The organism is Agathobacter sp. LCP21S3_B2 (genome assembly GCF_052118705.1).
In the GTDB taxonomy this organism is placed as follows: Bacteria; Bacillota; Clostridia; order Lachnospirales; family Lachnospiraceae; genus Roseburia.
Genome location: NZ_JBQKGQ010000001.1, coordinates 96,094 through 114,632, shown reverse-complemented (window position 1 = coordinate 114,632; position 18,539 = coordinate 96,094). Strand labels below are relative to the sequence as shown.

The following is an 18,539-nucleotide window of genomic DNA, read 5'->3' as shown; positions in this document are numbered from 1 at the left end:
TTTAGAATATTTACAGGAAATAAGGAGGAACATCATGGCTTTAGACGGAATAGTCATTTCAAATATAGTTGCAGAGCTAAACAGCACGATACTAAACTCAAAAATCAGTAAAATCGCAGAACCTGAGGCAGATGAGCTGCTTCTTACCCTAAAGGGACCAAACGGCTCGTTCAGGCTTTCGATGTCTGCAAGTGCATCACTTCCATTCATCTACCTGACACCCAAAAATAAGGTAAGCCCTCTCACTGCCCCTACATTTTGCATGGTTTTAAGAAAGCATATAGCAAACGGACGCATCACAAAGATTTACCAGCCGGGCATGGAGCGTATCATAAACTTTGAAATCGAGCACTTAAACGAGATGGGCGATCTATGCCACAAGGTGCTTATTATCGAGCTGATGGGCAAATATTCAAACATCATCTTTACCGACTCCGATGGTACGATAATAGACAGTGCCAAGCGTATTCCCGCATCCGTAAGCTCTGTGCGTGAAGTGCTTCCGGGCAGAGCCTACACCATCCCCGCGACACAGGAGGATAAATATAATCCTCTGACTGTAGATTCGAAACAGTTTGTGGATATTATATCAGCAAAGCCGCTTACTGTTTCAAAGGCTATCTACTCATCCTTTTCCGGCATCAGCCCCCTTGTGGCAAATGAGCTGGCTCACCGGGCAGGCCTTGACGCGGACTCCCCTGTAGCTGCCTACTCACACGATGAGCTTTTGCACCTGGGAAGCAACTTCACATGGATGATGGAGGACATAAAAAATAATCGTTTTACGCCGAATATCGTGCGTGACGGCAATGAACCAAAGGAATTTTCTTCAATAGAGCTGACTCAGTATAGCGATTTAACGGTCACAAAATATGAATCTATATCAGAGGTTTTAGAGCTTTACTACTCTGAGAGAAACACCTATACACGTATACGCCAGAAGTCAGCCGACCTGAGAAAACACGTAAATACCCTCCTGGAACGAAACCAGAAGAAATATTCCCTGCAGATGAAGCAGCTTAAGGACTCCGAAAAACGCGAAAAGTACAAGGTGTACGGCGAGCTTATCAACGCATTCGGCTACGGACTTACACCGGACGACAAGTTTCTTGAAGCTGCAAACTATTATGATGACAACAAAATCATCAAAATCCCTATCGACAACACAAAAACTCCTGCCGAGAACGCGCAGAAATACTTTGACAAATACGGAAAGATGAAACGTACTGCCGAAGCATTGAACGAGCTGATTCTTGAAACAAAAGGTCAGATAGACCATCTCGAATCAATTCAGAATTCACTGGATATCGCTTTAAGCGCTGACGACCTCGTCCAGATAAAGGATGAGCTGATAGAATACGGTTTTATCAAAAAAGGAAAGGGTTCAAAGAAACAGAAGGTAAAGAGCAAACCCTTCCACTATATCTCATCAGACGGCTTTGATATGTACGTTGGCAAAAACAACTACCAGAACGATGAGCTCACCTTCAAGCTGGCAACCGGAAACGACTGGTGGTTCCATGCCAAGGGCATGCCCGGCTCACATGTCATCGTAAAAGCCGAAAACAAAGAGCTGCCGGACAGCACCTTTGAGGAGGCCGGTAAGCTCGCAGGCTACTACTCAAAGGGCAAAAATGCCGACAAGGTAGAGATAGACTATCTGCAAAAGAAAAATGTCAAAAAGCCAAACGGTGCCGCAGCCGGCTTTGTCGTGTATTACACAAACTACTCTCTCACGATTCACCCGGATATATCCGATATCAGGCAGATTGAGTAAGCAGATTATACTTATTTCATAACCATTCCAAAACGCTTAAAGTAAAAAGCTGATATACACATGCATAGTCATGCATGCTATATCAGCTTTTATTTTAGCCATTTAAGCTCATCACAGATTCATCCTCTTTAACTGTTCTTTTGCAAATTCGTCCATTTTCTTTTTCAGTATTCTGTTTTCCGCTGTACAAAGCGCCGGGTCTGCTTCAAGCACCTCATCCACCATCTCAGATGCTTCCTTTAGCACATCGCTGTCCTGATACACATCCGCAAGTGCAAACGCAAGGTCTCCACTCTGCCTGATTCCAAAGAAATCCCCGGGACCTCTGAGCTTTAAATCCTCACTTGCTATATAAAAGCCATCATTTGATTTATTTAGTATCTCCAGACGTTTTTTTGATTTCTTTGAATTTGACGAATTGATGAAAATGCAATACGACTGTGCATCCCCCCTGCCTACACGGCCTCTTAGCTGATGAAGCTGTGCAAGTCCAAACCTGTCTGCATTTTCTATCATCATGACAGTTGCATTGGGCACATTTACACCAACCTCCACGACTGTTGTGGACACAAGCACCTGCGACTCATTATTTGCAAAGCGCTGCATCACCTCATCCTTTGCCTTGCTCTTCATCCTGCCGTTAAGCACATCTACCGTGATATCCTTTGGTAATGCCGCTTTAAGCACATTTGCATAGTCTGTGACATTTTCCCCTTCCAAGTTTTCGGTTTCCTCCACAAGAGGGCATATAACATACGCCTGATGACCGGCTCTCACCTGCTCAGCAATAAAGCTGTAGGCCTTTGGCCTGAATGCAGTGCCAACCACACAGTTCTTGACTGGAAGCCTCTTTGCCGGCACCTCATTTATGACAGAGATATCCATATCACCGTATATGATTATTGCTAACGTACGCGGTATCGGAGTGGCACTCATCACAAGTATATGTGGCTTTCTACCCTTATCTGATAAGCTCTCTCTCTGCTTCACGCCAAATCTGTGCTGCTCATCTGTGATAACAAGCGACAGATTGGAAAAATCCGCTTTCTCCTGTATGAGCGCATGAGTGCCTATAATAAGCGCATTTTTCTCGTTTTCAAGGCGCACATAGGCTTCTCTTTTCTGCTTTGCCGTCATGGAGCCGGTAAGAAGCACAACAGGACTGTCAAGTCCAAACTGACCAACCAGTGAGCAAAACGTCTCATAATGCTGGTTTGCAAGCACCTCCGTCGGAGCCATTATGGCAGACTGATAGCCACATTTTGACGCCCACGCCATAAGAAGAAAAGCAACAATCGTCTTTCCTGAGCCCACATCACCCTGAATAAGCCTTTGCATCACATAAGGACTTTTAATATCCTGCTTTATCTCATCTATTGTCTTCTTCTGCGCGCCTGTCAGCTCATACGGAAGCTTATCAATCAGTCCGTCTATAAAAGCATCATCCGTAAACTCAAACTCATTTTTGTCCTTCTGCTGCTTTTTATTCTGATACCGCATGCCCATGATAAATAGAAAAAACTCATCAAAAACAAGCCGTCTTCTTGCCTCCACAAGAGCGTCAAAGTCATCAGGGAAATGTATCTGCTTCATGGCATAATTATACTCGCAAAAGCCGTACCTGTGCCTTATATCCTTAGGCAGGTAATCTGACAGCAATGTATCATGTGACAGAGTCTCCTTTATCGTCTTCACTATCAGATTGTTTGTCACACCGCTTGTCACGGAATACACAGGCTGCAGTGTATCGCGTATAGCCTCATACTTTTGCACCTCATACACCACAGGCTGCTCCATGACATATCTGCCACCCTTTGGCTTAATATGTCCGTAAAATATAAGATGTCTCCCCTGCACAAGCTGTGCCTTAAGGTATGGCATACGATACCATACCAGCTGTATCATATGCCCGGGCGAGCCGATATCCTGCAATGTAATCTGCATTCTCGCTGTATTTTTCACTACAGATGCCTTTTTAATCACAGCATGAATGGCATAGGTGCTGCTTACGTTTACATTATTCAGTTCATCAATATCCGTTATTTCCGGAAACTTTACATAATCCCGGGGAAAATGAAGGAGTATATCACCAACGGTGTATACTCCCATTTTAGCAAATGCTTTTTGTGTTTTTTCCCCGATTCCCTTAACCGAGGTAATCGGTGAAGCTATATCCATATTTGCTCCTAAATATAATAAATATCTTTTATATTCTTTAAAAGGCTTTACTCTACAGAAATAACATAATAGTAGATTGGCTGTCCGCCCTCGTTGACCTCAACCTCTACATCAGGATATTTCTCTTCGATTGTTGCCGCAAGCTCATTAGCTGAGTCCTCATCAGAATCACTTCCGAAATAGATGCTGACAATCGCTGAATCCTCATCTACCATGGCATCTACCATCTCAAGTGTGGTAGCCATTAAGTCTGTTCCAACAGAAAGGATGCTCTTGTCTCCGATTCCCATAAAGTCGTTCTGCTTGATGGTTTTTCCGTCAATCTCAGTATCGCGGACTGCATATGTCACCTGTCCTGTCTTGACATTTTCTATCTCAGCCATCATCTGCTCTTTATTCTCCTCGACACTGTGGTCAGGTATATAATTTACAAGCGCTGTGATACCCTGTGGGATAGTCTTTGTAGGGATAACAATAATCTGTTTATCCTCAACAAGGTCTACTGCCTGGTTTGCAGCCATGATGATATTCTTGTTGTTTGGCAGGATAAATACTGTCTTTGCATTTACATGCTCGATAGCGTTGAGCATATCCTCTGTGCTAGGGTTCATGGTCTGACCACCCTCTATGAGATAGTCCACTCCAAGGCCTCTAAACACCTCATTCATGCCTTCTCCGATTGAAACAGATACAAAGCCCATTTCCTTTGCAGGCATGTTATTTGTCTTTTCATCAGCCTGAGCAGCTTCATAAGCCTCTTCCTCAGCCTTCTGCTGTGCTGCAAGCTTCTGTGAATCCTTGATGAGCTTTTCCTGATGTTCCTCACGCATATTGTCGATCTTTATCTTGCTGAGCGAGCCGAAGGTAAGCGCCTTCTGCAGTGCAAGTCCAGGGTCGTTTGTATGTACGTGAGTCTTTACGATCTCATCGTCAGCTACAACGACTATAGAGTCACCGATTGACTCGAGGAATGCCTTGTATGCGTGCTCCTCATTGTCTGACATTGGCGCATTGAGTACAATAATAAACTCTGTGCAATAACCAAACTTAATCTCTGCCTCTGTCTCAGCCGAAATCTTTGCAGGAGCTGCTCCTGTTGGTGCGCCCTCTATTGTATAATCAATCTCCTTGCCGATAAGGGCATCATATGCTCCCTTTAATACCTGAACAAGTCCCTGTCCGCCCGAATCCACAACACCTGCCTGCTTTAATACAGGAAGCATCTCCGGTGTCTGGTCAAGCACATACTCAGCCTGCTTTATAACCTCTTCAACAAATGTGACAACATCCTCTGTTTCGTCTGACAGCTCCAGAGCCTTTTCTGCTGCGCCCTTTGCCACTGTAAGGATAGTTCCCTCCTTTGGCTTCATAACTGCCTTGTAAGCTGTCTCAACCGCCTTCTGGCATGCCTCACAAAGAATAGTGACATCTATCTCATCGTATTCCTTTATAACCTTGCAGAAGCCTCTGAAAAGCTGTGATAAGATAACACCCGAGTTTCCTCTGGCGCCTCTTAAAGAGCCTGATGAAATAGCCTTTGCAAGCTCGGCCATGGTAGGCTCTGTGAGCGAGCTGACCTCCTTGGCCGCAGACATGATTGTCATTGTCATATTTGTTCCGGTATCACCATCCGGTACCGGGAATACATTCAGCTCATTTATCCAGTCTTTCTTTGAATCAAGATTCTTGGCTCCCGCAAGAAACATCCTTGCAAGGAGCTTTGAATTAATGCTTGTGATCTCCACTTTTTGTAGTCCTCCTTAATCAATTACCCTTACGCCCTCAACGTAAATATTGATCTTTGCAATTTTCATTCCTGTAAATGACTCAACCTTGTACTTAACCGTCTCGATAAGATTGTCCGAAACAGTGCCGATTGAAATACCATACGCTACTATTACATGAAAATCAATGGTAATTTCGTTGTTCTCATCTACCTTTACATTTATTCCATGGTTCAGGTAATCTCTCTTTAAAAGCTTTACAAGACCATCCTTCATGTTGACCGCTGCCATGCCCACTATTCCAAAGCACTCTACAGCTACAGAGCCTGCATAGGTTGCAATAACATCTGTATCAATTAAAATCTGTCCATATTGGGTATCCATCTGTCCCTTCATAATATATACCTCCATCATATTGTGACGTAGCTAATGTTATTATACCTTTTTTTTCACAAAAAGCAAATATTTTTATATTTTATCCTTGCATTCTTTATTTTAATCTGATAGAATACATTTGTTGTGAGCTTAAGAGTATGGTAAGCTTAGTGAAATGCAAGGAGGTGCAATATCATGGCAAAATGTGCAATTTGTGAAAAAGGTGTTCATTATGGAAATAATGTCAGCCATTCTCATAGAAGATCAAATCATGTTTGGAAGTCAAACATTAAGAAGGTTTCTTGCAAGGTCAATGGAGTTCCACAGAAGTTATATGTATGTACTTCATGTTTAAGATCTGGCAAAGTTGAGAGAGCTTAGTCTTTATTTTTGAATCTTTTGAATTTTAAAGGACATCCGTTTGGATGTCCTTTTTATTTGCTCACATATATGAAATTAATCCTGCTTGTCGTCCTCTGCCTCGTCTACCTTTACATCGTCGAGATTAAGGTCATCATTTTTCCCCTTTGAGAAGCGGCTTACAATGTCCGGCACCATATCAAGTATCTTTATCATGCCGTCCTGATTCTTTACATTGACAAGCTTCGTCTGTCCATTCTGGATAACGAGCACTGCACTTGGCTGAATCTTTCCGCCCATACCGCCGGCTCCGTTATTTTTCTTTTCTGCCGAAAATGCTCCTGCTGCCACTCCAAACGACACATCCACAAGCGGAAGTATGATTGTATCCCCTATATGAATCGCATCACCGACTACAGTCTTTGTAGTGATAAAGCTGTCCATCCCCTTAAAAAGTGACTCCACTGTGTTATTGAAACTATTATCTGCCATAATATCTTCCTCCTATCTGCTTATCCTATTATATAATCTGCGGCAGTTTTTATCAAATAAAATTCTAAGTGTTGCCGCTAAAATACTTATTACTATCACATGCCCCTTTATATCAAAACTGCCCTTTGCATATGGATTTTCACTCTCGAAATCAGGTGTAATCCGCCATCTGTTTGTATAGCCGACAGGAAAACATGCTAAAATACCTAATGAAATGCCTGTTGTATCCGGCGAGCCGGTTGAATAAACCATTGTAAGCTTAAGCCTCCTTGGGCATATTCTTTTAAGAATGATAAAAAGCTCTTTTTTCAGATGTAAAAAAGCAGCTTTATTTCTCTCATCACTGTATTCTCTTTTTAGCTTATCGATACCGGTTTTTATTTTTTCTGACTTATCTTTAAATTGCTTTTTATGTGACTTTTTGGGTGGCTTTTTGTTTCGCTTTTTATACGTTTTTTGATGAGTGAGCTTAGTTTGTTGTTTTATATGCTGATTCTCATCATTTACTGTCCTTTGCCCGTTATGAGTCTGTGCTGTGCTTTCATTCTCTGTCTGTTCATCTGCGACATGTTCTGACTCTTCTGCCGGTATTTTAGACTCATCTGCGGTGTTTTCACTGACTTTATCTTCTGTTTCAGTTTTAGCTGCCTCATCCATATCGTCATCATCCAAAGCCTCATAATTATCAAACAGCTTCTTCTTCACAAAAGCAAGCCTTATATATCCGTCAGTCTCCTGTGCATACTCTATATGCAATGCAAACAAATGAAAAAGCCATGACACATGTGCTTTTGCTCTTATGTCTGTATTGTCAAAGCTTCCGACAGCTCTGTACTTGACCGGCACAAACAGTACGCAAAGCAGCGCTGTAAGTATAAGAGCAAGCACTACAAGGAGTATGATGCCTATGACCTTTAAAATCGTAAATATCATCTATCTATTTCCTCCGTTTGCTCTTTAAATAGCTCTTCACATCTGTTTTACCTGTATTTTCGTATGTCTCCTTAACAATATCACAGGCCAGCAAAAGTGCCTCATCATAATTGTCCGCTACTGCGATTATGTGCAGATTCTTCTTAGGATATCCCTTTTGCAGCAATTCTCTTGTCGGAATGATATCCAAAAGATTTTCCTCATTTGACGGAAACGTGATGATGTATGTGTGAAGCATGTCGGCATTATGCTCTATCTTCCACTTGATTTTCTTTATCTTTCCGGTAACAGACTCTCCTACAAATAAATCCTCATACCATTTCATTCCAAAACCTCAAAAAGCAGTTTTTAAAACTGCTTTTTAATAATACTAATAATACTTGTGTGTCCCCCATAAGTTGCTTTTCTTTAAATCCAGGTACTCATTGTAAGCCTTCTCAAGTATCTGCTTCTCATTTGCAAACTTGAGCAGATGATATGCCTCGTGATACTTGTAAAACCCTGAATCCATGAAATACTCTTCTCTTTGCGGTTTACTATAATAACTTTCGCCCATCATAAGATACCAGTGTACATCCTTTTCCACTGTATCATGTGGCACGGTAAAAGAATAGTGGCTCTTACCCACGTATTGGATTATCGTTGCACTGGCACCAGTCTCCTCTTTCACTTCACGGATTGCAGTGTCCTTGTACTCTTCATCAGACTCCACAGTTCCCTTGGGCAGTACCCACCCTTCGTACCTGTTCCTGTAGTTCTTGTATAAGAGTAATATTTTGCCACGAAAGATTACCACACCGCCACAGCTCGTTGCTTCTATCATTACCATTCCTCCAAGTGTGGTTTAAACGCTATCTGTCAGTTCAAGCGAAATCTGAACGATAACGTCTGTCATTACACTTAAGTATAACCTACTTCTAAAAAAAGTGCAACAAGCCTATTCATTGAAATATTTATCAAATACTTTTTTTGCCACCGGCACCGCATATGTGCTTCCGGCACCCGAATCCTCCACAATTACTGCTATTGCCAGATCATTGTAGCCATCCTTTTTTCCATAGCCCACAAACCATGCATTGGTCTGGTCTGTAGAATCTGATACCTGGGCAGTTCCGGTCTTTCCAAAGGCCTCATAGCTCTGATTGCTTAGCTTTGCGCCTGTTCCATCAGATACCACTGCTGCCATAAGATTCTGAAGAAAAGTTGCCTGATCCTTTGACATAATCTGCTTGTATGAAGCCGGTTTATTCTGCTCCACAAGCGCCCCGCTAGCATTTTCCGTATGGTCTACCAGATATGGCCTCATCAGATTTCCATCATTGCAGATTGCACCGGCAATCATGCACATGTGAAGCGGTGAAACAAGCGTGTTTCCCTGACCTATCGTGGTCTGCATGGTCAGAGCTGACGAAGCATTGTTATCCAGTGCAAACCTGCTCTTTTTAGAATCAAAGGCTATAGGCAGATTCTTGTTGAAAAGCATATCGTCACACAAGGTATTAAGCTTATTGTTGTCCACCAAAAGACCTATATTGGAAAAGGACGAGTTGCATGACTTTGCAAACGACTTTGTTAAGTCCTCCTGTCCGTGTGATTTATTGCCGGCGCAGTGGATTGTAAAGCCATCCTTTGTAATACTGCCGTCACAATCAAAGCTATAGTCGTTGTATGTAGACGGATTTTCGTTATAATACTCAAGTGCTGTAAAAATCTTAAACACTGAGCCTGGAGCATACTGTCCCTGTGTTGCCCTGTTGTAAAGAGAAGTGCTGCCCTCACCGTTTACGCTCTCCCAGTCACTTACGATGGTATTTGGGTCATAATCAGGCTTTGACACCATAACTGCAATCTTTCCTGTTTTCGGCTCAATTGCAATGACAGCACCTTCATAGTCGTCAAGTGCATTATATGCAGCCGCCTGTGCTTCGTAATCCAGTGTGGTTATTACATTATCACCGGTATTTTTCTTACCGCTTATATCATTTACTATCTGGTCAAGGAAAAACTCATGTGAGCGAAGCAATGAGAAATTCTCCTGCTTTTCAAGTCCTGCCTTACCATTTACGGCAAAGCCCGCCACATGCGCAAACACCCTGCCGTCAGGGTATTCCCTTGTCTCAGACGCATCCGAGCTGACCTTTGTCCGTGCTATGACATGTCCATCCTTAGTCTGTATCTCGCCCCTCACTACGTTCTTAGAGAAAAGATCCTGCAGCGAATTGTATGGACTGTTGATGAATTCGTCGCTTTTTACAAACTGGAAATATAAGAAATAACCTATCAATCCAACAAAAACTATAAGGAAAAAATATGTAACAACCGCATACTCTCTATTTCTGTGTCTTCGTGCTGTTTTTGCCGCCTGCTGCCGGTTTTCTCCTTCTCTGTTGACTGCCCTGCGCCCCTGGCTCTTTAGCTGTCTGCTTTTGTCTGTTTTTTGTCTCATGGTCCTTTCGTCTCTTGTCATCTATATTTCTCCTTTTTTCAGGGGCTGCCTGCATAATATACATGCCCTGTATCATTCCAAAAATAATCATCGTAGATAGAAGCGAGCTGCCACCGTAGCTCACAAGCGGCAGCGTCACACCGGTCATCGGTATAAACTTGGTTGAGCCGCCGACAGTTAAAAGCACCTGAAGCGCATACACACTGCCAAGCCCAAGCGCTACATACTTGTAAAACGCATCCTTCATCTGCATGGAAAGATTAAATATCATAAGAAAGCAGCTGACACAAACCATGATGAGGCAGATGGCAAATATACCGCCCATCTCCTCTGAGATAGCCGCTATGATAAAGTCCTTTGACACAATAGGTATCTTATTCGGCAGTCCCTGTCCCAGTCCAAAGCCAAACAGTCCGCCTGTACCTATGGCAAAGAGCGACTGACACACCTGATAGCCGGCCTTGTCTATGACAGAAAGAGGGTCAAGCCATGCAACAATTCTGTTTTTCACATGTGAAAACAGATGATAGCCTGCGTACATTCCAAGCCCAACAAATGCAAGACCTCCAGCAAAAATATAAAACCTTTTTGTCGCAACATAAATCATGACCAGATATGTAAAGAAATACAAAAGTGCTCCACCGAGGTCGTTTGATGCAACAAGTATCAGTACAAACACTGCCGATATGCCACTTGTTATGGCAAGCTGCTTTAAATCAGTTGATTTATACAGCATGGATGCTATAAAAAACACAAAAAGTATCTTTACAAACTCCGATGGCTGAATTGAAACAGGACCAAATGTCAAAGAAAGCTTTGCTCCTCTGCTCGCCACTCCTACCACAAGCACTGACAAAAGACCAACTATTCCTACTCCTGCATATGTCCATGTCAGTTTTCGAAACATCGTGCCCTTTTGCATGATAAGCGGTATAAAAAACGCAAATATCGTTCCGGCAAGTACAAAAACAAACTGCCTTAATGCCTTGTCGAACGAAATTCTTGTTAAAATAATCATGCTTATGCAAAGCATCATCACCATGTTGTTTAGCACAAGCTCTGAGGCATTCTTATAAAACTTATGATAAATCAGGTAAATTGATTCAAAAAGCACAAGCTGTGCTATATAAAAGCCTATTATCTTTGTATCCATTGTCGTGACAAAGAGCACCAAAAAACCATCTAAATGAATCAGAAACATATAAAATCTTTGCAGATTATATATATGCTTCTGCTTTTTCGGCTTGTCGGGATACTTGAATAAATGAAAGCATAAAAAAGTATATATGAGAAAAAGTATTATCATAATATACTTGGAAAGCTGTACTATCAGATGTACCATATTATTCTACTCCTCTTTTGTAATGTCCGTTTGTATATTCGGCTACCTTATCATCCATAACCGCCTTAATCTGCTTTGGAGTCTCGATTGTAAAGCTGTATCTAAAACTTCTGATACCTGCCTCCTTAAGCTTAATTATGTTCTTTGTGAGCATGGTAGGCAGTGAATTATATATTGTATTATAGCACTCCTTACAGTTGTTACAAACTGCAAAGGATTTATTGTATCTGTCCTTTAAATATATAAGCTTTTGCTTTTTATCACAGCCCTTTGTGTTTTTGTGCACACAGTTGGCGGTGGTCATAAGCGGATAATATCCATAGACTATCATCTGCGAGCCTATATTGTTTCTATGCATAATCTCCTTTGAATTGAGCTCAAGCGGCACTGTGTCACCACTTACTCCGTGCTCAAAAAAAGCACTCTTTGAAACATCATTAAAGGTATACATATTGTGGTCTAAAATAACTTTTTTCTCTGTAAACAGATTTTCTGTCAGATAAAGCTCCTCGTAATTTTTCACAACAAAGCCCTCGAAGCTTACCTTATCAAGCTCTTTTGCAATAGATACAAAATAATCCGATGAATCCGCCCTGAATATCGTAGGCAGCATGAGATACACTTTTTTATTTCGCTTTGTAAGGCTTTTCACATCATCTGCAAACTGCTGTATCAGAGTCTTCCTGTCATACATGTCAAAATCCAGATAAAATACATCAAAGCATTCATAGCCAATAAGTGTATCAAGCTGCGCGCGTGTCATACACGAGCATATGGTGGTGTAATCCTTTGCATTTACAGCTCCATCTTCATGTGCTGCATCACTTTTTACGACATGCTCAGGAAGTGCTGTAAGTCCTGACATATCAGTGTATCGTGCATCATTCCTGTAATACTTTTTCAACAGCTTATCACAAAGCCCTGAAATTGCATCACGGCGCAGCTTGTTTAGTGCTCCGTTTGGCACAAAGACGTTTTCTCCGATTTGAGCTTTAATATGTGAAAACGCAAAGCCTGTATCACCGGTTTTGTTTATCCTGTCGATAGCGGCTTTTTTATCAAGCGGTGCCTTAAGTGCGGCGCTGACAGGTTCTATTGAGGCTTTGTATGTCACATCACCTCTTTTTACAGTGAGGCTTCCTGGCTCTCCCTCTCTTAAAACAAGCTCTCCCTCTATCGAAAGCTTTCTTTTTTCAGGCGAAGGCTCTGCAGCATTTGAAACAAAATTAGACTTCACATAAGTCACCATATCAGAGCCATTGTGGTCGAAATAATACCTGTCTGTAAAGCCACAGCGGTTTCCAAGTGCCTTTATCCTGTCATAATCTGCATCGGTAACAGGCTTCATACTGTCGATATAGCTTCTGTAGTATTTTACCACTCCGCATGCATACTCAAGCTGCTTCATACGGCCCTCAATCTTGAGCGAATAAACACCTGCATCATGCAGCTTGTCAAGAGCCTTTATACCACACATATCCTTAAGGCTTAAAATGTATTCATCCTTTTTGCCCTCCACGGTATACGGAAGTCTGCACGGCTGTGCACAGCGGCCTCTGTTTCCGCTTCTGCCACCTAAAATACTGCTGAAAAGGCACTGCCCTGAATACGAATAGCACAATGCACCGTGCACAAAGGCTTCAAGCTCCATGCCGGTTTCCTCATGTATGCGCTTCATCTCGGCAAGAGAAACCTCCCTTGCCATGACCACACGCGTCACTCCAAACTGTGAAAGAAAACGCACTCCGTCTGCTCCAGTCACCGTCATCTGTGTACTCGTATGTATCTCCATTGACGGAAAATACTCATGGATAGCCTTCACCACTCCAATATCCTGCACTATCACTGCATCAAGCCCTCTTTTGTAGTACACAAGCAGGTAGTCGTAGAGCTTTGAAAACTCACTGTTTTTAATCAGCGTATTGACCGTCAGATACACCTTTACTCCTCGTAAATGCGCAAAATCAATTGCCTCTAAAAGCTCCTCTTCTGTGAAATTATTGGCATATGCCCTGGCTCCAAACATGCTTCCGCCCACATACACAGCATCGGCGCCGCTTTCTATCACGCCCTTAAATATCTCAAGGTTACCTGCCGGTGCAAGAAGTTCAAAATCTTTATTTCTCATATATTTCCTCATATAGATGCTCATTTGATATCATATAAACCTGCAATAAAATAGGGAACAGTGTACGATAACTGTTCCCCTTTTATTGCTATTTATCGCTACTGTCATTTGCCCCTTTAGAAGCATGTGCAGATTTTTTAACAGGCTTTTTTCCATCAAGAAGTGACTCCTCAAGCGTTGCCTCAAGTCTCGCCTTGTTGAGTAAAAGCTCTTTGTTTTGTGCCTCAAGCTCCTTCATGCTCGCCTCGGCATTCTCGGTCTTTACCTGATTGGAAATTAAATCATGCTTTAAATCGTATATTTCCTTATCCTTATTCTCTATATCACCCTCGAGCTTTTCGACAAGTGCCTTTGCCTTGAAATAATCATCCGCAATATTGAGCTCGATAAGTGTGCTCTTCATATTGCCCGGAAGATACTTATACTCATCCATATCATCAAACTCTGCAATCTTGTTGTTGATGTATGCCGCAACCTTCTGTAAGTATTCCTCATTCTCATATCCTGACAGTGTGTAAACCTTTCCGTCTATTACCACCTCGGCATTTGTTTTTGCAGACATTTAATCATCCTCCGTTTTCACATTTATTCAAACCAGCTATATTAATATCAATTTCAATATCAAATACTTAATTATTATATGCCTTATAGATATAAATTGCAACTTTAAGCCCTTTTTCTCTCAAAATGCTCAAAGGCAAGGTCTGTCGCCACACGTCCCTTTGGTGTGCGGTTTATAAAGCCGTTCTTCACAAGATACGGCTCGTAAACATCCTCAATGGTTCCGGCATCCTCACCTATTGCCGCTGCAAGCGTATCAAGACCTACCGGTCCTCCCGCAAACTTGTCAATGATGGTGAGAAGTATATTTCTGTCGTTTAAATCAAGTCCGTACTTGTCCACTTCCAAAAGATCCAGTGCAAAGCTTGCCACATCATAGGTGATTTTGCCGTCATACTTAACCTGCGCAAAATCCCTGACACGCTTTAGCAATCTGTTTGCAAGTCTTGGGGTACCCCTTGAACGACGCGCCATCTCATAGGCTCCCTTGTCATCTATCTCTACTCCAAGCACCTTTGCGGAATTGACGATAATATGCTTTAGCTCATCGACAGTGTAAAACTCCATGTGATTTACCACACCAAACCTGTCGCGTAAAGGTGCCGAGAGCATACCCGCCCTCGTTGTTGCACCTACAAGTGTGAATTTTGGCAGGTTAAATCTGATTGACTTTGCAGACTCGCCCTTACCAATCATGATATCAATGGCGTAATCCTCCATAGCAGGATAGAGTACCTCCTCCACCTGACGGTTTAGTCTGTGAATCTCATCGACAAACAGTATATCTCCCTCAGAAAGTCCGTTGAGTATGGCAGCCATCTCTCCCGGCTTACCTATTGCAGGACCGGAGGTCACCTTTATCTTTGTACCCATCTCATTTGCAATGATTCCTGCAAGTGTTGTCTTTCCAAGCCCCGGAGGTCCGTAAAACAGCACATGATCGAGCGCCTCGCCCCTTGATTTTGCAGCTTCAATATATATTTTTAAATTGTCCTTTATCTTCTGCTGACCGATATAGTCATCAAAATACATAGGACGCAGGGATTTTTCTATTTTTATGTCCTCTTCCTGCAATTGTGTGGAAATTACTCTTTTCACGTTTTGTTCCCCGTTTCTGTTTTAAGCTTACAGCTTTTCCAATCAGCCCATATTTTTGAGCGCAAGCTTCAGCACATCCTCTACATCCATATCCTCTGTGATATCAACCTTGGACACTGCCTTAAGACTCTCAGTAGACGAATATCCAAGCGCATTGAGCGCCATGACAGCATCATTTTTCACAGTGCTGTTCATTGATACAGCAGCACCGGAAGTCTGATTCTCAAGCTTCTTTTCAAATGCATCCTCAAGCGACAGCTTGTCCTTTAAATCAAGTATCACTCTCTGAGCCGTCTTTGCACCTATTCCCGGTGCCTTTGATATAGCCTTTGAGTCGCCCGATAGAATCGCAAAACGCAAATCATCGGCAGGCAGAGTTGACAAAATGGCAAGACCGCCCTTTGGTCCGATTCCGCTGACTGTAATCAGCAGCTTAAAGATTTCAAGATCATCCTTGCTCAAAAAGCCATAAAGTATCATGGCATCCTCCCTGACACACAGGTAGGTGTAAATTTTTACATTCTCTCCCTCGTCAGGCAGCATATCAAAATACTGCGTCGGTATGTAAATGAGATAGCCTACACCTGCTGCCTCCACTACAATGCTGTCTATATTTTTTTCTGCAAGCTCTCCTTTTATATATGCATACATTGAATCCATTTGTTACTGTTTCGACTGCAGCCTGACACACAGGCATAAAACAGCAGCATCTCCTTTATTATTAAATATACGTAGATTACAGCCCATTAAAACTATACATGAAAGCTGTCAGAAATCCTCAAAAGCACCTGTGAAGCTGCTATTCCAATCACAAGTCCCGTGATGCATCCTGCCACAAGAAGCACCGGAATATAGTACACCACGCTGTAGGTTGACAAAACTATAGCCGCAACTATTATCTGTCCTATATTGTGACACACTCCACCGACCAGGCTTATTGAAACCGAACTGAATTTATCTGATTTCTTAAGCAGGTACATAACGATAAAGCTTAGTATACAGCCTGCCAGTGAATATATGATGCTGAACGCATTTCCAAACATAAAGCCCGAAAGCACCGCGCGAAATACACATAGCAGAAACGTCTCCATGGGTGCTGCTATATAAAGCATGATTACAGTCACTATATTTGTAAGCCCTAGCTTTACTCCCGGTATGCCTACTGCAAACGGTATAAGTGACTCAACATAGCTTAGCACCAGTGCCAATGCCATAAGCATACCAAGATATGCAATCTTTCTGGTTTTCATTTATCTCATTCTTTCTATAAAAATGTTCGGGTATCACTTGGATATCGAATCTATATCGGATTTCGTGTCGCTTTTTACCGTCACAACAACCTTATTCGGCAGACAGATAATCGACTCTCCCTCCTTTGATATCGCCTTCTGCTTCACACACAGATGATCCGGACAGTCGGCAGAGGTCATATCCGCCACACCGCCCTTTATGACAAGAGTGTTAGTAACATCGCCATCGCCGTTTTTTATCTCAATTGTATCATCCTTTGAAAGCGGATATGTACCATAGGCCCTTCCATCGATAGTCACCTCGACACATGCATCGCTATCCGTATCCTGCCCCTTTAAATATACAAGCTTCCATATAAGAAGCAGAGCGACAGAGATAATTACAACAACCGATATCAGGATTATATCATTTCTGCCAAAACGCTTACGCATCCTCTTTTATATCTCCCATATAGTAGAAGCCTCTGCACTCATTGAGCCTCACATTGTAGATATTTCCAATCATATCCTCGGTACCCGGAAAATGTACGATTGAATTATTGTCCATACGTCCGGTCACATAGCCGTCCTTCTGGTCATCCATTTCCTCTGCAAGCACCGGCACCACTTTGCCCTCATAGCATTTTGCCTTTTCTGATGAGATAGTCTGAACCTCCTTTAAGAGCCTGTCAAATCTGTCCTTGACCACATCATCAGGCACCTGATTCTCCATGGTAGCTGCGCGTGTGCCTGTTCTCTTTGAGTAAATAAATGTAAAAGCACTGTCATATCTGACCTGCTTAACAACATCCATTGTCTCAAGGAAATCCTCCTCAGTCTCTCCCGGGAAGCCCACAATGATATCAGTTGTGATTGCAATATCAGGAATCTGCTCACGAAGTCTCTTTACCTCGTCGAGATATTTTTCCTTGTCATAGTGCCTGTTCATCTCCTTAAGCACCCTTGAGCTACCTGACTGAAGCGGCAGATGCATATGCTTGCACACCTTGTCGCACTCCTTTATCGCCATAATCAGGTCATCGGATAAATCCTTTGGATGAGATGTCATAAAACGAATCCTCTTAAGTCCCTCAATCTTATTGACCTCGCGAAGAAGCTCTGCAAAGGTTATAGGATTGTCAAGAGTTTTACCGTATGAGTTGACATTCTGTCCGAGAAGCATTATCTCGCACACTCCGTCTGCAACAAGCTTTTCTATCTCTCTTATGATATCCTTAGGCTCCCTGCTTCTCTCACGTCCTCTTACATATGGCACGATACAGTAGCTGCAGAAATTGTTGCAGCCAAACATGATATTGACACCTGATTTGAAAGAGAACTTTCTCTTCACCGGCAGATCTTCGACAATCTGATTGGTATCCTTCCATATGTCAATAACCTGTGAGACAGACTCGATATTGTTGCACAAAATCTCTGCAAACTTGAATATATTGTGGGTTCCAAATACGATATCTACAAACTTATAGTGCTTTTTGATATTTTCAACAACCTCCGGCTCCTGCATCATGCAGCCGCAGAGAGCAATCTTCATCAGAGGATTCTTTTTCTTGTAATTCTGCAGATATCCAAGTCTGCCGTACACCTTGTTGTTGGCATTCTCACGTACGGTACAGGTGTTGTATACAATGAAATCAGAGTGCTCATCAGTTCCTTCCACATAGCCAATCTGCTCTAGTATTCCGACAAGCTTTTCTGAGTCGCGCGCGTTCATCTGACACCCGAAGGTCTTGACAAAATAAGTCATAGGACGGCCGATTTCTTTAGATTTCTTTTCAACAAAATCCTTTGCCTTTGCCATGTAGTAATACTGCCTCTCAGGCTCATGTGCCGGTGGTGTCTTTGTTATATCTATATCGTAGCTCATGTTATATTATG

At 42.4% G+C, this 18,539-nt stretch carries 18 protein-coding genes; 2 read left to right on the top strand and 16 right to left on the bottom strand.

Features of this window, described 5'->3' with window-relative positions; genetic code table 11:
• The first annotated feature begins 34 nt into the window (after window positions 1–34).
• Window positions 35–1,777 (top strand): Rqc2 family fibronectin-binding protein, encoded by a 1,743-nt coding sequence (locus ACTQ1L_RS00555; protein WP_441365068.1) that lies wholly within the window; start codon window positions 35–37, stop codon window positions 1,775–1,777.
• Window positions 1,778–1,888: 111 nt separating this feature from the next.
• On the opposite strand, the gene recG is transcribed toward ACTQ1L_RS00555, so the two are convergent.
• From recG to ACTQ1L_RS00540, 3 genes are read right to left on the bottom strand one after another with little or no spacing between them, the layout of a single operon-like run.
• Entirely contained in the window at window positions 1,889–3,955 is a 2,067-nt protein-coding gene (gene recG / locus ACTQ1L_RS00550; RefSeq protein ID WP_441365067.1) for an ATP-dependent DNA helicase RecG, read from the bottom strand.
• 47 nt (window positions 3,956–4,002) lie between these two features.
• Complete coding sequence (locus ACTQ1L_RS00545) at window positions 4,003–5,700, bottom strand: DAK2 domain-containing protein (RefSeq protein ID WP_441365066.1); 1,698 nt, start codon at window positions 5,698–5,700, stop codon at window positions 4,003–4,005.
• Window positions 5,701–5,715: 15 nt separating this feature from the next.
• Complete coding sequence (locus ACTQ1L_RS00540; RefSeq protein ID WP_015516323.1) at window positions 5,716–6,075, bottom strand: Asp23/Gls24 family envelope stress response protein; 360 nt, start codon at window positions 6,073–6,075, stop codon at window positions 5,716–5,718.
• Between the two features lie 174 nt (window positions 6,076–6,249).
• Here ACTQ1L_RS00540 and rpmB point away from each other — a divergent pair, with 174 nt between their 5' ends.
• Window positions 6,250–6,435: a 50S ribosomal protein L28 gene (gene rpmB / locus ACTQ1L_RS00535; protein ID WP_015516322.1), complete on the top strand. Its 186-nt coding sequence runs from the start codon at window positions 6,250–6,252 to the stop codon at window positions 6,433–6,435.
• A 75-nt stretch (window positions 6,436–6,510) separates the two neighbouring features.
• Here the strand turns inward: rpmB and ACTQ1L_RS00530 are convergent, their stop codons facing one another.
• From ACTQ1L_RS00530 to miaB, 13 genes are all read right to left on the bottom strand, one after another.
• Complete coding sequence (locus tag ACTQ1L_RS00530; RefSeq protein WP_441365065.1) at window positions 6,511–6,906, bottom strand: GerW family sporulation protein; 396 nt, start codon at window positions 6,904–6,906, stop codon at window positions 6,511–6,513.
• A 12-nt stretch (window positions 6,907–6,918) separates the two neighbouring features.
• Window positions 6,919–7,839: a hypothetical protein gene (locus ACTQ1L_RS00525; protein ID WP_441365064.1), complete on the bottom strand. Its 921-nt coding sequence runs from the start codon at window positions 7,837–7,839 to the stop codon at window positions 6,919–6,921.
• Between the two features lie 4 nt (window positions 7,840–7,843).
• Window positions 7,844–8,164 (bottom strand): hypothetical protein, encoded by a 321-nt coding sequence (locus ACTQ1L_RS00520; RefSeq protein ID WP_441365063.1) that lies wholly within the window; start codon window positions 8,162–8,164, stop codon window positions 7,844–7,846.
• Between the two features lie 45 nt (window positions 8,165–8,209).
• A complete protein-coding gene (locus tag ACTQ1L_RS00515) occupies window positions 8,210–8,662 on the bottom strand; it encodes an NUDIX hydrolase (protein ID WP_015516318.1) in 453 nt (150 codons plus the stop codon).
• Between the two features lie 114 nt (window positions 8,663–8,776).
• On the bottom strand, window positions 8,777–10,285 hold the full coding sequence (locus ACTQ1L_RS00510) for a peptidoglycan D,D-transpeptidase FtsI family protein (RefSeq protein WP_441365184.1): 1,509 nt from the start codon (window positions 10,283–10,285) through the stop codon (window positions 8,777–8,779).
• Window positions 10,170–11,627: an FtsW/RodA/SpoVE family cell cycle protein gene (locus ACTQ1L_RS00505; RefSeq protein WP_441365062.1), complete on the bottom strand. Its 1,458-nt coding sequence runs from the start codon at window positions 11,625–11,627 to the stop codon at window positions 10,170–10,172. The genes ACTQ1L_RS00510 and ACTQ1L_RS00505 overlap by 116 nt, the downstream gene beginning before the upstream one ends.
• Window position 11,628: 1 nt before the next feature.
• Window positions 11,629–13,755, bottom strand: coding sequence for a peptidase U32 family protein (locus tag ACTQ1L_RS00500; RefSeq protein ID WP_441365061.1), 2,127 nt, complete (start codon window positions 13,753–13,755; stop codon window positions 11,629–11,631).
• 88 nt (window positions 13,756–13,843) lie between these two features.
• Window positions 13,844–14,317, bottom strand: a complete 474-nt coding sequence (locus ACTQ1L_RS00495) for a cell division protein ZapA (protein ID WP_321111687.1) — start codon at window positions 14,315–14,317, stop codon at window positions 13,844–13,846.
• A 104-nt stretch (window positions 14,318–14,421) separates the two neighbouring features.
• Complete coding sequence (gene ruvB / locus ACTQ1L_RS00490) at window positions 14,422–15,414, bottom strand: Holliday junction branch migration DNA helicase RuvB (RefSeq protein WP_055061600.1); 993 nt, start codon at window positions 15,412–15,414, stop codon at window positions 14,422–14,424.
• A 42-nt stretch (window positions 15,415–15,456) separates the two neighbouring features.
• Window positions 15,457–16,065, bottom strand: coding sequence for a Holliday junction branch migration protein RuvA (gene ruvA / locus ACTQ1L_RS00485; RefSeq protein WP_441365183.1), 609 nt, complete (start codon window positions 16,063–16,065; stop codon window positions 15,457–15,459).
• A 101-nt stretch (window positions 16,066–16,166) separates the two neighbouring features.
• Window positions 16,167–16,664, bottom strand: a complete 498-nt coding sequence (locus ACTQ1L_RS00480) for a Gx transporter family protein (protein ID WP_441365060.1) — start codon at window positions 16,662–16,664, stop codon at window positions 16,167–16,169.
• A 33-nt stretch (window positions 16,665–16,697) separates the two neighbouring features.
• Window positions 16,698–17,096, bottom strand: coding sequence for a NusG domain II-containing protein (locus tag ACTQ1L_RS00475; protein ID WP_321111683.1), 399 nt, complete (start codon window positions 17,094–17,096; stop codon window positions 16,698–16,700).
• Window positions 17,089–18,528 carry a tRNA (N6-isopentenyl adenosine(37)-C2)-methylthiotransferase MiaB gene (miaB, locus tag ACTQ1L_RS00470; RefSeq protein WP_441365059.1) on the bottom strand — a complete coding sequence of 480 codons (1,440 nt, stop codon included), beginning with the start codon at window positions 18,526–18,528 and terminating at the stop codon, window positions 17,089–17,091. Before miaB ends, ACTQ1L_RS00475 begins: the two co-directional genes overlap by 8 nt.
• Between the last annotated feature and the right edge of the window lie 11 nt (window positions 18,529–18,539).